Here is a 14,088-nt window from a genome sequence, read left to right as displayed (position 1 = left end):
TACTGAACCACGATCGCTAGGGACATGGGTTTCAAAAGGGATTGCTCCCTTTGGATTATTTCCAGAAAGTAAAGGCAAACGTGCTGGACATTGCGACTCTACCATTGGTGCATCCTCACTATACAATTTGTCTTGAAAAGCTCGGAACTCCGCCTCTAGCATATCTGGTTCGTAGTTAAAAGCAGCTACGCCCCATGCAATCGAATCTTCCTCCGCTACAGGTGAAATCGTGTACAAGGCAGTCTCTTGGCCTTTAGCGATTTTTTTGACTGTGTAAAGAGTTAAAGGGCGACAAATCTTATGGAGGTAAGTAACTTTGCCAATTGTCCCTATACCGTCTGTATCAGGCTGCCAGACATGAATGTTGCTAAGGGTTACACCCTCTGTGTTAACTGTTACATCATATTCTTCGATAACAGTGTTGTCCCTTGCACCCAAACTTCCATCATGTACAAAAGCAAAATGTGGTACATCAAAAGCATTTTCTACCACGCGAAAGCCACTAGAGCGGAAATGGTAAGGACCAAAAAAGACTTTATGGTAACTTGGTTGATCCCACTCAGGAAAAGGAGGTATATCTTGAGCTGGTTCCCCCAAGCAAACCCAGACAAAGCCCCAACGTTCCTGACAATGGTAAGTTTTCACGCACGCACTAGCTGGTGGCTGCAGCGCGGGATGATGAGGAATATGCTCGCATTTCCCTCTTTGATTAAATTTCCAGCCATGATAAGGGCAAAGCAAGTTATTCTGGGAGACTTTTCCCAGGGAGAGGCGAGCGCTACGATGGGGACATCTATCTTGCCAAACCTGTATTGGGCATTGCAGGCTATCACCGCGCCACAGTACCAAATCTTCTTCTAATAGGCGGACTCGTTTGAGGGTACCTGGTTGACAATCTGATGCTAATGCGACAACATGCCAATCATTGAAAAGAACTTTGTCTTTTGTTAACATAACTACATGGTTAAGAGAAAATTACGATCTAAGGGTTTTACGAGGCCAGCTAGGTTGGGTTTTCGGAGATTGTTTCTTGCTCAGATTTGACACCGTAAACGACTATTTTCTCAAATGTTTTTCCTTGTTCCATAACAGCCTGACTACCCAAAACTGAACTATAGTTTTCATCAATAATGGTTGTATCTGGTAGTCGCTTCAGGGGGCGATAACGACGGTGTGAGTTTTTCTCTAAAGAGAATGGCTCGTTTGATGCTGCATTATAGTGGCAAGTTATAGCAGTCCGAGGATAATTGGTACAGTTATTTCCTGAACAATGTATTGTATTAGCATGTAGAAATAATGCATCGCCAGGCTCCATCTCGCAATAGACAATTTCCAATCTTTCCAGGACTTTTTCCATCCATACTGGATCTATAGCTAAAGTATCTCCTCCAACAATTTTATGGTCAAGGCGGCCTATTAATTGAGATTTTTTAACGACTTGAAGACATCCGTTTTCTTTACTATGGTGGTCGATAGCCAACGTACAAGTCACAAAATGGGGGTATAGACAACCATCATTGTACCAACCTCCATATCCTTGATGCCATTCAATCCAAGCCTGGGAATGGGGATTTTTTACGATGAGTTTTGAGTGCCAATGATAACATTCCTCTCCTCCCAACAGAACTTCGGTAGCATTTACCATTCGAGCTGTGCGAGGAATAACCCCAAGTAGAGAATCTCCTAAATCTGTCCAAGCAACTATCTGATTTAAGTAGCCATTACTGTCAGACCATTTTGTCCAGGCCCCTCCCAACTCTGGATCTGCTTCGCAAGCCTGCTTGATTGGTTTAACTTCTTCTGGATCGAAGAAGCCAGGAATAATGACAAATCCCTCATTATGATATTGTGCAATTTGTTCCTTTGATAGAGGACGAGTTGTGCAAATACCTGTGGGTGGTAAAGGGCTGTTAGCATTCAACCGTGTTGTATCAACCATCTTCTTTCACTTCTTGATTTCAATAGAATTAATTGACAAAAGTTACGAATCCTGTTTCTGATTTGGTGTCCAATGGTACTTATGTATCCAATAAAAACGATTGGGAATTTCACCCATGTTTACTGTCTCATGAGGCTCTTTAGCGGGAACTAAAAATTCTTCGCCAATTTGAAGATTATACTTTTTATCTCCCATGAAAACCATCATTTCTCCTTCCAGAAGCACAAAAATCTCATCAGTTGAGTGGCCGGGATCTGACCAGCCACCTCCAGGAGGAGATGTCCAAATTTCACAAGTAAATCCTTGGTTTTCCCACTGATTTACGACTTGGTTTATTCTATCGTTAACCATAAATTTCTCTCTCCAATAGGACTTGCGCAAAATAACGCAATTCTGTCATTGCGAGCGGCAGGGAAGCAATCTCAAACGCCCAAAATTAGTTCCTAATGCGTAAGTCCTGTCCAAATTCAAACTTATTTGAATATTCTCTAATAAGAATTGCAAGAATTGCTGTTATCTTAAAGCAGGACTTAGGCAATGGCACTAATTATAGTGGCTATATCTGGAATTATGACCGATTTATACGCCATGTACAGCGGTAATGCGTTAGTCCTGTTAAGGTGATGCCTGGACTTTAGGAAAAAACACGCCAAAAATAAGGTCAAAACCTTAATACAGTAATATTTTAACCTTAAATTAACCGTTTTCTTGATACATCTAGGTTTCATCTATTATTAGATATTTTAAGCACATTACAGGTATTGCCCTTGCCAATACTGAGTTTAAAGCCATTTTTAGTGTAAAAAATCACAAAGTTTAGATACTAGATTTTTTTCAGAATAGAATTCCAATTTTTGGAGCCATTATAGCCGTACATATCCTGATAGTAAGCATCAACTAAATATTCATTCTGATGAGTCTCCAACCAAGTTCTCAACTCGTGAAGCTTACGCTCCATTCGTGCCAAAAATTCTTTATCATCCCAATCCGCCCACTCTTCCCACATTATTTTGTTAGTGTCTTCAACAATTAAATAATCTCCAGTTTGTAAACCGTTACAGTGGAAGTATTCAATAACTCCAACTAAATTGACATGAGCATCTTCTATCACTAGCCAGGGGTGAGGGAGGGTTGCTACCATTTCTGGAGGCAAAACAGCACTGATGTTTTTACAATCTCCTTCCAAAAATTTAACTCTAGAGTCAGTTCTGGCACTATCTTGAAGCTGAGAAATATCTATATCCACTGAGTAAACATGACCTTTAATCCCGAACAAGTCCAAGTGATCTGCTAGCCAAATTGCACTTCCACCTTTGAGCGCACCCAGCTCAATAATTGTTTTTGGTTTGATTTCATAAAGTAGCATGGGATACAATGCTATTTCGATAGGACTTTTGTCCAGATGTATTCCTTTCCAGGTCTGTAAATTGTAATTTTTAGTCAGAGGTCTCCAAGCTACTCGAGGAATATCACCTCGATCTTCTCGGTCAGAAATTTTGACGAACCGATTGAGATTTAACTGCGACTTGGGTAATTGTGCAACGCTTTGGCTATCTATCTGCATATTCATGATTATTGCTTCCTAAAGCCTAGAACATAGATTATTTCGTTGTCATATACCTGAAACTGCTCCTGGCTGATGAGAGTCCACGGTAGTGATTCAAACGCCTCTTGCATTTCAGCGTAATATTTTTCCCGTACTGTCAAAACAAAATATCCTCCCCTTTTTAACTGACAGAAAAGATTTTGCAAGACAATAAATCCAGCATGTGCATGAGCGAACACACCCACGGATATAATGGCATCAAAAGTCTCCTTCTTGCTAAAAGCCTGAGTGTCTTCCAAGTCACACTGGAATAAAGCTTTGTACACCTGTTTTTTCCTGGCAACCGTCAGCATTTCTTCAGAAAGGTCAGCAGCAGTTATATTGGTATATTCCTGTTGTGCGAGAGCCTCGCCTACAAACCCCGTTCCCGCACCTGCATCTAAAATTGCAGCATCTTTCTTCGGGAGCAAGTTCGCTAATATTCGTGCTGCGTTAACAGGCATAAACTCCCAATCTTTTTCTACATCTGTGTCGTAGGTACTTGCCCAAGTATTATACTTCCTCCTTAAATCGTCTATACTTTTGCTATCACAAATCCAAGACAGCCACGGCCTTTGATTTTCGGTCTCTTTAGCTTTTTCTTGTGCCATATTTCATAAACCTCTATAAATTCAACAAATAGGATGCAAGTTTTATTGGGCTACACATAAACATAACAAACTTTTCTGGCAATATTAAATCCTAAGTAGTCCAAAGTAATGGACAAAAAGTGGGATCGCTATAATCTGGACTACCATCACTCAGACTGCGACAGAGCAAGTCATTCGTGTGATAAATCAGTTTATTGTCTTCATCATAAACCTTACGGAAACGGTTATCTTTGTCTTGGAGAAAAAGAGTGACAGCAAAACGATGATGTTCAGAAATATTAGGTCCCGTGTAATGAAATACTTTAGAATCCAAAAAACAACATTGACCTTTCCGAAGTTGAGTATGTACTATTTTCATTGATTGGTTGCTAACCAGAAGTTGCTTTTCAAATGCAGCGAAATCATCACAAATAAAGTTTTTTTTCTCTTCCAAATTATTGAAATGATTATCATGTTGTTTTAAGTGGCTTCCTTCAAGAAAACTCGGCGCTCCCATAGTTTCATCACTATCTTGAAGTGGAATCCAAACAGCTAACATTTTTTCAGACGTACAGGTTTTAAAATAGGCTAGGTCAGTATGCCAACCAATGGACGTTTGATCTTGACAAGCCCGCTCCTTAGGTAACTTGTGGACTAGAACACTATTAAATAGTCGAATTTCATTGCTGCCTGTCAAAAGAGCAGCACAAGCACCTACTAAGGGATTCTTCATTAATTGGCGAACTTGATGATTATAGTGAGCTATGTAGGTATCAACTCGAAGGGTATCTGTTTTCCAATCTAACAAATGGGGCTTAACTTTTTCGGGTAGTTCAGTATCTCGTTCTCCTTGATAGTGACGTTTGATACCTAACAAAGCTTGCTCAATTTCATGCTCTGAGAAGATTGGTTTGGTTATGTACCATCCTTTTTGCTTATACTGCTCTATTTCTTCTGTCGTTGGAAGCAATCCAATTTGTTCAACAGTCAAATTGACCATTTTTAATCACTCCTTTACTATTTCAATAAAAGTATCAACAGATAATTTGTCTAAATGCCATTGAGTAATTTCCTCCCCTGGTATCAAGATTGGACTCCCTGGGGGAACTTTCTTAATCCAACAACTACTAATTTTACCTAATGCTTCCCCAATGGGTAATTTTTCTTTCCGGTTAAAGAAAGCATCTTTAGGTAAAATCTTCATTTGAGGGCGACGGGAAAAGTAACTGTCAGGTACAATCTGCTTTATTGGTTTTTCCCTCAAAATTGCTACAACTTTAGCCAGAGTTTCCCGCATAAATTGAAAATCTTGTTGACTGTGATGGAAAGAGAAAATTAATAATAATCCCTCCTCTCCAGCAAATTCTCCATCAATCCCCTGTTCGTACAAAAGTTCTTCTAACTCTGTTCCTGTAAGGCGATCGCTCTTTAAATAAATTTTTAGAGGATCGGTAACTTGGGCATCATAAGTTAACACCTTGCCATAATCATCCAATTGACTGCGCAGACCATCGCATTCCTGAATAGCTTCGTCAAATAAAGCCTTACCTCCTTCCGAAAATCCCAGATTAATTGCATCTTCAAGACTTAACATCAAAAGATTACTGCGGGTAGTAGTTTCAAATAAAGGTAAAACCCCCATCACTTGTTCGGTGCTAAACTGGGAAGACTCAGGCAAATGTAACAAAGCAGTTTGTACTAAACTTCCGGCATATTTGTGCATACTATGGGAAACTATATCTGCACCAACACTAATCGCCGATCGCCATTGTTTATCAAGAAAGGGAAAATGACTACCATGAGCTTCATCTACTGCTAAAGCTATCCCATGCTTCTGACAATAATTAGCTATCGTGGCAAGATCGATAGTTACTCCTTCATAACTGGGATGAGTTAGTAACAGTGCCGATACACCACTCGTTTCTAAAGCAGTAATTACCTCATCAGTAGTTGGCATCAGCGACTCAGAATCAATAAAATAAGGCTCTAATCCTGCTAAGATGATGCCGTTTATGGTGGAAATATGACTATTGAGAGCGATCGCTACTTTTTTATACTGAGTACCCAGTAAAGCACAACTGGTTAAAACCCCTTGACTACCTCCTGCTGTGAGCCAGAAAGTATGTTTTGTACCATATAATTTAGAAAAATTCTTCTCTATATTTTCAGTACGAGGGCGAGTCAGAAATGGGGCATCATATTGGTAAATTTCTTCACTCAAACGATGACCATTACTTTTAATACCTTGATGAGCAGGAGTATAGAGACTAATCTTAATATCCTGATTGTGGGATGCAATTAACTTATAAGTAGGAGATATTTGATTCATCAACTTACAGAAAAATCGGCTTGAGTTGTGGTATGGGGCGAATTGTACTTTCTACCGCAATCCCATTCCGTAAAGCTAACAGTAATCCTGTCGCCTCCATGTAGCTATTGACACGATATATCTTGTGTCCCTGAGTTTCAATTTGTAGTTTTTCTGGAGTAATATCGTACTTTGTGGTATTATCTTGAACTAAAATTATAGGAACTCCTTGGTCTAAAGACGCTAAGAAAGGTATATTTCCTACAGTTGTTTCTGGCATTACCACTGCCGAAATATTCTCTACAGATATCCGGGTTTCCCCTGATGCTACAGGAGTATCAAATCTTACCGGGCGGGGAGAATTGATTAAACCATTCATAGGAGAACAAAGATAGGCACTGGAAATTAATTCTGCTCCATCCCTAGGATCTACTAATTTACCAAATCCTGTATGTTCCCACTCCAATAATAAAGGAGCATGGGCAGCAGTAAAGGGATAGAAATTAGTGGTCATGTGGGTCAAAATTGCTTCCGCACCGCCCCAAGGATTGGCAATAGATTCTCCTCGGTAGTAAGCTTGACGCACTTTGTCATCTACTTGCAAAGTGGTCATTAAAGCTACTGCCCCAGCAGAAGAACTTTCCACCACATCTAGAGCTTTCATCAACTCGTCCATCCCTTGAAATTCACCGGAAGCATTACCATACTGGGAATAGGTACAGGTGGTTTCTACTGGGCCACCCGTTACGACTACAGGGTCGATATTAATTCCTCCCACAGCACGCAAGCCATTGAGAGCATTCAGAACATTGTTTAAAAATCGCTCATCTTTGGGCTTTTCGACAATTGCCGCAATATTTTTTCGCTTCTCTGGAATAACCCCAATATTGCCTAGTAGTAACTGACAGATTAAATTACCTTCTAGGTACAGAACATTATCCTGAGCGAAATAGATATCTGATGCTGTAACTGCATTGGGATTGGTGATTAGATAGTCACAAGCGGTTGCTAAAAGATTAGTACTAGGAGTAGCATCTCCAGCAAAACCTCCTATTTCGGCTCTTACTCCTGTAGGAATAATACTAACTGCTACAAAAGGTTTATTAGAAACTCGTTGACGAATATTAATGTCTAGTAATGATGACCAAACTGGCTTTCTGTCTGTATCGATAAAGCTTGATTCAAAAGTGAGGATGTCTCCTTCTACCTTAGTTAAAATTAAACGAATAGGTACACCTGGTCAGGGAAGGTTCCCTATTTCTTGGGCAATTTTTCTCCAAGTCCGTTGTTGTGGAGGACATTTAACTTCAAAATCTTTGGTATAAACTTGGGACATTAGTTTAATCTAATAAATGTTAAGTTTAGATAATTAGGGTTTGCTGATTAAATCTCAAATAATTACCAGATAAAGATTTTAGCCTTTTTAGGTATTGAAAAAGTACATGGTTCTCAGCTCTTCATGGTCAAAAAGGAGTGCATTTTTAGCGCATAGTTGGGCAAAAAAATTCTCCCCTACTCCCCTACTCCCCTACTCCCCCGCTCCCCTACTCCTTAAAAAGACTTTTTCAGCAAGCCCTAATTAGTTCTAGTAGTCAGCCACAATGATTTCGAGAAGTTGCCTTTCTGGAAATACTTAAATATTAGAATATAATTACCTATCATAATTTATTTCTATAGTGGACTACTAGCTAGAATATCATTCATTTTTTAAGATAAACTAAATAGTTACAAAATGTAAATGTTCCTTGATTCTAAACTTTTGATAAATACAGGACTTACGCAATACCGCTATATAGAAGCCATTTGGTATCTCCGGAAAGATGAGGATTTTTGGCTCATTCCTCAGTCTGACGTCTGATGAAGTCAGGAGATTGAGAAATAAAATAGGGGAAAAAAGTTGAAATTTGCCCCCCTCTCCCCTCTCTTCCCCCTCTTCCCCCTCTCCCCCCTCTCCTCCCACACTCCCGTTCATAGATCCCAAATGGGTTCTATATAGCGTATAAATTTGCCATTATGCCAGATGCCGCCACTATCAAAGGAGTCAGGAGACGGGAGACAGGAGACAGAATTTTAGAAGAAAATCATAGCTGCCGTGATTGACTAATCATAATAGCAAGTATTTATGCTTAATATTTAACTGAGAATTTGACTTTTGAGAAGTAATTTATACAGTATAACCTACATTCCGCACGACAAAACGTAGCATAAAAATATAAGTCAAAAGTCATGCATTAAGAATTAAGAATTAAGAAGTAAGAAGTAAGAAGTAAGAATTAAGAATTAAGAAGTAAATTATAGTGGTCAATAGGAGTCAATAATTTAGCAAGTATTTATACTTAATATTTGACTGAGAATTTGACTTTTGAGAAGTAATTTATACAGTATAAATATTTACCAAGAATAGAAACTATATACTACTTTTAATGCTACAAATTGACGTGCGGAATGTGGGTTATACCATTAAACATCAGGCCGAGAATTATTAAATTTTGTTAAATATTTAGTAGCTGGTTAGTACAAATTCACGAAGATATTTGACATTGTTTGACTATATATGACATATGACTATATTTATGTACAACGTTTATAATACCAATTTAAAAAAAAGAATATTATCAATAATTGGGTCAACTAAAACTCTGGTAGTCAGATTGATTTTTGAGAAAAAGAATACTGTTTGACCCTAAAAAATGATATTGAAGCTATTCTTACTGGCTACTGTACAGGCGAATGGCCATCTGGTTACGGTAAGGGAGAATGTCCATTTTCCCCTACTAACTACTAGAAACAACCGTGCGTATTTGTAGCAAACATTTATTAATTTGGTATAAGAGGGTAACAGTGAAAGATAAAAAAATTGAAAATACAAAAGAAATATTATCAGAAACAGAGCAAGATATTGTCAAAAAATCTCAATATATAGAGCCTAAAGTTAGGAAAAATAATAACTTCCATTCTTTCTCAAAAATGTTAAGTAAAAAATTTGAATCTCCCTTACAAGCACCAAAAGTTGATGACACAAAAAAACAGGAAAAAATAGATAATATTTCTCAAGATAGTAGTAGAAAAAATAATAGAAGTATCACAAATTCATCTGCGGATAAAATTGCCAGAATAGTTAAAGTAAAAGAATTTTTAGGTAGTCGTAAATTATGGTTAGGATTAGCTTCTATAGGAATAGGTAGTATTATTATTTATGGTGGAGTAACTTGGCGAAAATTAGAGCAAAGTTTACCAGATATTGCTGATATTTCTTCCTACAGCAGAGACGGCACTTTAACAATTAAAGCCGCCGATGGTAAAATCATTCAACAAACAGGGCCTGCTACTAGGGAAAAAATTAAATTAGAAGATATTCCTACTCCTTTAGTTCAAGCTTTTATTGCTATTGAAGATAGACGCTTTTATCAACATAGAGGAGTTGATTATCGGGGAATTATTCGAGCGCTTATTTCAAACTTAATGGCTAGAGATGTTGTGCAAGGAGGTAGCAGTATCACACAACAGTTAGCGCGGATGGTTTTCCTAGATATGGAACAAACTATCTGGCGTAAACTCCGAGAAGCAATGCTAGCTTGGAAAATGGAGCGGGAGTTATCCAAAGAAGAAATTCTGGAACTATATCTGAATATAGTTTATCTCGGTTCCGGTGCTTATGGAGTCACTGATGCTGCCTGGGTGTACTTTAGCAAACCAGTTTCGGGACTAAGTTTAGCAGAAATGGCAACTTTGGCAGGTTTGCCTCCAGCACCCAGTGAATATTCTCCCTTAGTAAGTCCAGAAGCAGCTAAAAATCGTCGAAATATCGTGTTGGGGGTAATGCAAGAAGCAGGTTTGATTTCTCAACAGAGAGCTGAAATAGCGATCGCTAAACCAATGGAAGTACAACCAAGTGCACCTAAACGTCTGATAGTTGAAGCTCCCTATTTTGCTAACTATATTCAGAAGGAGTTACCAAAATATGTTTCTCAAGAAGTCATAGATGCAGGTGGTTTGACTATAGAAACTACATTGGATCGGAATTGGCAAGAAATAGGAGAACAGGTAATTCAAGATGCTGTTGATATTGATGGTGCTAACCAAAGATTCGATCAAGCAGCATTAGTCGCTATCGATGCTACCACCGGAGAAGTTAAAGCACTGGTGGGAGGTCGAAATTTTGCCGAGAGTGAATTTAACCGCGCTATTCAAGCACAACGTCAACCAGGATCTACTTTTAAAAGTTTTGTTTATGCTGCTGCAGTTGCTGCTGGTTTTCCTCCCACCGATGGCTATCGAGATGTACCCTTTACAGTAGATGGTTATAAGCCAAAAAATTATGGCAAAAAGTATGCTGGATGGCGATCGATGATTGATTCTTTGGCTTATTCTGTGAATGTAGTAGCGGTACAGGTATTGATGGATGTGGGATTTGAACCTGTGATTGAGTTAGCTGAGGATATGGGAATTAAATCTGAGGTCAAAGCTACATATTCTATGGCATTGGGTACTTGGGAAGTTAATTTATTAGAGTTAACAAATGCCTATGCTACTTTGGCAGCAGAGGGTAAGTTTATTGGCGCTCACGGAATTAAAAGAATAATTAATCAAAATGGTCAAGTTGTTTATGAAGCTTATGCTCAACCAAAGCAGGTTTTAGACAGTGACAGTGCTAGAATTGTCACCTGGATGTTAGAAAATGTAGTTAAATATGGTAGTGGTTCCAATGCTTATTTGTACGATCGACCTGTTGCTGGCAAAACTGGTACAACGGAGGAGGCACGAGATTTGTGGTTTATTGGTTATATTCCACAAGTGGCAACAGGAATATGGTTAGGAAATGATGATAACAAACCAACCTGGGGCGTAAGTAGTACAGCAGCTTTTAATTGGCGACAGTTTATGAAACAGATAGTTAAAGATATACCTGTTCAAGATTTTCCTGACAGACCAAGTTTTTACGATCGCGAACCTACTATTGAAGCTAAACCTGTGGAACCAGAGTGGATTAGATATGGTAAAATTGGGCCGGATGGTAGGGATGTGAATGAGAGGAAAGATGATAGAAATTATTAGACATCTCTATGGGGAGTGGGGGAGTAGGGGAGTAGGGGAGTAGGGAGTAGGGGGAAAGAATTGACAATTTACAGCGGTTTTCATTTCAGTAGACCACAGTAGGGACGTTGCATGCAACGTCCCTACAGGGTTTTGGTTATGACGATGTGGTTCATCAATTTGAAAAGCGCTGTATGTAGGTTTTGTTGCATGAAAGTAGCGTTCTTAACATCCATTCGGCAGTTATATCACTCTCTTTCGCAATTATGAATGTTCTATTTAACTATTGTCCAATAGTTATTGCTCTGGTGATGAGCGATCGCTCTGTTTGGCAATGATTACTATTTAACTATTGTCCAATAGTCATTACTCCGGTGATGAGCGATCGCTCTGTTTGGCAATTATTATTTATCTATTGTCCAATAGTTATTGCTCTGGTGATGAGCGATCGCTTTGTTTGGCAATGATTATTATTTATCTATTGTCCAATAGTTATTGCTCTGGTGATGAGCGATCGCTTTGTTTGGCAATGATTACTATTTAACTATTGTCCAATAGTTATTACTCTGGTGATGAGCGATCGCTCTGTTTGGCAATGATTACTATTTAACTATTGTCCAATAGTTATTACTCCGGTGATGAGCGATCGCTCTGTTTGGCAATTATTATTTATCTATTGTCCAATAGTTATTACTCTGGTAATGAGCGATCGCTTTGTTTGGCAATGATGACTATTTATCTATTGGACAATAGTTACAGCAGTTTCCGCACGTTATTGTTGTACATATGCGGAGCAAGTGCGACAGCTATATACTTTCATGCAACAAAGCCATTTATGTACCATAATTGATTTGATTTTTTATTACTGGAGATGTCTATTAGATATCTCTAGAAAAGAGGCAACAGGTAACAGGCAACAGGCAACAGGAAGAAATAACTGATAATTTATGGATAAGAATTGATTTGATTTTTGATTTTTGGAGATGTCTATTAGACATCTTTAATAAAAGCGTAAGAGTTTTTTTCTTGTGTAGTAGCGATCGTGAAGCGTTGCGTCAGCAGTATCGCCTTTCCGCAACTCTGTCGCTCAAAAATTCCCCAGCTTTTAGCTAATTGCCCTGACTTGATTTTTAAGTCTTCAGGGTTAGTGAGGGTGAAGTTTATTTTCAAACTCCTGGGAATGTCTCTACTTTATTTACAAAAATTAACTATATTAAAGATTCGTTAAAGATTCTGATTTTTTATTGCTTTACTTTATAAGAGTGATTAGGATTATTTATGATTTTAAGTAAACATAAAGCTACGGAACATCCCATTTTTTAAGGAAGCAATGAGAATGTCTAGATTAAAATTAAACCAATTAATAAAATGGAATTTCCCATTTAATTTTGTTTCTGGCCCGATTTCTCATATATCTCTCAGTGCCTTATCAATTATTTTATCTAAATGTTGGCAGAAGACCCGCGCTCTCCGGCCTGTGGGAGCGTCGTATGGGAATGCCAATCAATTTTGCGATTTCACACAGAATATGTTAGAATGTAAACCTAGAATTAGCAAGCAGTAAATGGTTGAAAAAGCTTACAAGTTTAGGCTCTATCCTACTCCAGAACAGGAAAACCTGTTGAGGAGGACTTTAGGCTGTGTTCGACTGATCTACAATAAAGCTTTAGCTGCTAGAACTCAAGCTTGGTATGAAAACAAAGAGCGAGTAGGGTATAAGCAAACTTCTGCTATGCTGACGAACTGGAAAAAGCAGGAGAATTTAGATTTCCTTACTGAAGTCAGTAGCGTCCCATTACAGCAAGGTTTAAGACATCTACAAACAGCTTTCACCAACTTCTTTAGTGGACGTGCCAAATATCCCAACTTTAAGAAAAAGCGCGCCGGGTGGTAGTGCAGAATTTACGCTCGTCCGCATTTAAGTGGAAAGATGGTCAAGTATATTTAGCTAAATGTAGTGAACCATTACCTATCAGATGGAGTAGGCAAATACCCCAAAACTGTGTACCAAGCACAATTACCGTAAAACTTGAACCCTCTGGTAGATGGTCAGTATCTCTGAGAGTCAATGACCCTAGAGATTTAAAGCTGAACCCAGCAACCAAACAAGTAGGTATTGACTTAGGAATTACCAGTTTAGTTACTACCAGTGATGGAGAAAAAGTTACTAACCCTAAGAATCATTACAAATTACACAAAAAACTGAGATTGGCTCAAAAGTCTCTCAAGAGAAAAACCAAGGGGTCTAATAACTATCAAAAAGCTAGGCTTAAAGTAGCTAGGATACACGCAAAAATCAAAGATTCAAGGCTTGACTATACTCATAAGCTAACCACTCAACTAATTAGAGAAAATCAAACTATTGTAGTTGAAGATTTAGCAGTAAAAAACATGGTCAAGAATCATAAGCTAGCTAGAGCTATCAATGATGCCAACTGGTCAGAATTAGTTAGGCAATTAGAATACAAAGCAGAATGGTACGGTCGTCAACTAATTAAAATTGACAGGTATTTCCCTAGTTCTAAGCGTTGTTCTAATTGTGGTCATGTAGTGGAAAAATTACCTCTAAATATTAGAGAGTGGGATTGTCCTGAATGTGCAGCTCACCATGATCGGGACATAAACGCAAGTA

General features: G+C 38.5%; 12 protein-coding genes and 1 pseudogene. 5 read left to right on the top strand and 8 right to left on the bottom strand.

Going from position 1 to position 14,088, the window contains the following annotated elements:
* From F6K54_RS26295 to F6K54_RS26260, 8 genes are all read right to left on the bottom strand, one after another.
* On the bottom strand, positions 1–954 hold a 954-nt coding region (locus F6K54_RS26295; protein ID WP_293084087.1), incomplete at its 3' end, for an aromatic ring-hydroxylating dioxygenase subunit alpha.
* A gap of 49 nt (positions 955–1,003) precedes the next feature.
* Entirely contained in the window at positions 1,004–1,939 is a 936-nt protein-coding gene (locus F6K54_RS26290; protein WP_293084084.1) for a phytanoyl-CoA dioxygenase family protein, read from the bottom strand.
* A 42-nt stretch (positions 1,940–1,981) separates the two neighbouring features.
* Entirely contained in the window at positions 1,982–2,290 is a 309-nt protein-coding gene (locus F6K54_RS26285) for a cupin domain-containing protein (RefSeq protein WP_293084082.1), read from the bottom strand.
* Between the two features lie 472 nt (positions 2,291–2,762).
* Positions 2,763–3,509 carry a CmcI family methyltransferase gene (locus F6K54_RS26280; protein ID WP_293084079.1) on the bottom strand — a complete coding sequence of 249 codons (747 nt, stop codon included), beginning with the start codon at positions 3,507–3,509 and terminating at the stop codon, positions 2,763–2,765.
* A gap of 2 nt (positions 3,510–3,511) precedes the next feature.
* Complete coding sequence (locus tag F6K54_RS26275) at positions 3,512–4,135, bottom strand: class I SAM-dependent methyltransferase (RefSeq protein WP_293084076.1); 624 nt, start codon at positions 4,133–4,135, stop codon at positions 3,512–3,514.
* A 91-nt stretch (positions 4,136–4,226) separates the two neighbouring features.
* Positions 4,227–5,114 (bottom strand): phytanoyl-CoA dioxygenase family protein, encoded by an 888-nt coding sequence (locus F6K54_RS26270; protein ID WP_293084073.1) that lies wholly within the window; start codon positions 5,112–5,114, stop codon positions 4,227–4,229.
* A gap of 6 nt (positions 5,115–5,120) precedes the next feature.
* Positions 5,121–6,443: a DegT/DnrJ/EryC1/StrS family aminotransferase gene (locus tag F6K54_RS26265; RefSeq protein ID WP_293084070.1), complete on the bottom strand. Its 1,323-nt coding sequence runs from the start codon at positions 6,441–6,443 to the stop codon at positions 5,121–5,123.
* A gap of 4 nt (positions 6,444–6,447) precedes the next feature.
* Positions 6,448–7,500 carry a DUF3326 domain-containing protein gene (locus F6K54_RS26260; protein WP_293084090.1) on the bottom strand — a complete coding sequence of 351 codons (1,053 nt, stop codon included), beginning with the start codon at positions 7,498–7,500 and terminating at the stop codon, positions 6,448–6,450.
* A 1,763-nt stretch (positions 7,501–9,263) separates the two neighbouring features.
* On the opposite strand from F6K54_RS26260, the gene F6K54_RS26255 reads away from it, so the two are divergent.
* The 5 genes and pseudogenes from F6K54_RS26255 to F6K54_RS26235 all read left to right on the top strand — a co-directional run.
* On the top strand, positions 9,264–11,477 hold the full coding sequence (locus F6K54_RS26255) for a transglycosylase domain-containing protein (protein WP_293084067.1): 2,214 nt from the start codon (positions 9,264–9,266) through the stop codon (positions 11,475–11,477).
* Between the two features lie 331 nt (positions 11,478–11,808).
* Complete coding sequence (locus F6K54_RS26250) at positions 11,809–12,000, top strand: hypothetical protein (RefSeq protein ID WP_293084064.1); 192 nt, start codon at positions 11,809–11,811, stop codon at positions 11,998–12,000.
* 69 nt (positions 12,001–12,069) lie between these two features.
* Complete coding sequence (locus F6K54_RS26245) at positions 12,070–12,306, top strand: hypothetical protein (RefSeq protein ID WP_293084061.1); 237 nt, start codon at positions 12,070–12,072, stop codon at positions 12,304–12,306.
* A gap of 486 nt (positions 12,307–12,792) precedes the next feature.
* Positions 12,793–13,020: a hypothetical protein gene (locus tag F6K54_RS26240; RefSeq protein ID WP_293084059.1), complete on the top strand. Its 228-nt coding sequence runs from the start codon at positions 12,793–12,795 to the stop codon at positions 13,018–13,020.
* A pseudogene (locus F6K54_RS26235) lies at positions 13,021–14,088 on the top strand (RNA-guided endonuclease InsQ/TnpB family protein); the annotation flags it as partial.

The sequence above is a fragment of the Okeania sp. SIO3B5 genome, assembly GCF_010692555.1.
Taxonomy (GTDB): Bacteria; Cyanobacteriota; Cyanobacteriia; order Cyanobacteriales; family Microcoleaceae; genus Okeania.
This window is presented reverse-complemented; position numbering and strand designations above follow the sequence as displayed.

Coding starts and splice junctions, on each gene's coding strand:
- F6K54_RS26290 (WP_293084084.1), bottom strand. CDS start 1,939: ATGGTTGATACAACACGGTTGAATGCTAACAGCCCTTTACCACCCACA.
- F6K54_RS26285 (WP_293084082.1), bottom strand. CDS start 2,290: ATGGTTAACGATAGAATAAACCAAGTCGTAAATCAGTGGGAAAACCAA.
- F6K54_RS26280 (WP_293084079.1), bottom strand. CDS start 3,509: ATGAATATGCAGATAGATAGCCAAAGCGTTGCACAATTACCCAAGTCG.
- F6K54_RS26275 (WP_293084076.1), bottom strand. CDS start 4,135: ATGGCACAAGAAAAAGCTAAAGAGACCGAAAATCAAAGGCCGTGGCTG.
- F6K54_RS26270 (WP_293084073.1), bottom strand. CDS start 5,114: ATGGTCAATTTGACTGTTGAACAAATTGGATTGCTTCCAACGACAGAA.
- F6K54_RS26265 (WP_293084070.1), bottom strand. CDS start 6,443: ATGAATCAAATATCTCCTACTTATAAGTTAATTGCATCCCACAATCAG.
- F6K54_RS26240 (WP_293084059.1), top strand. CDS start 12,793: ATGTCTAGATTAAAATTAAACCAATTAATAAAATGGAATTTCCCATTT.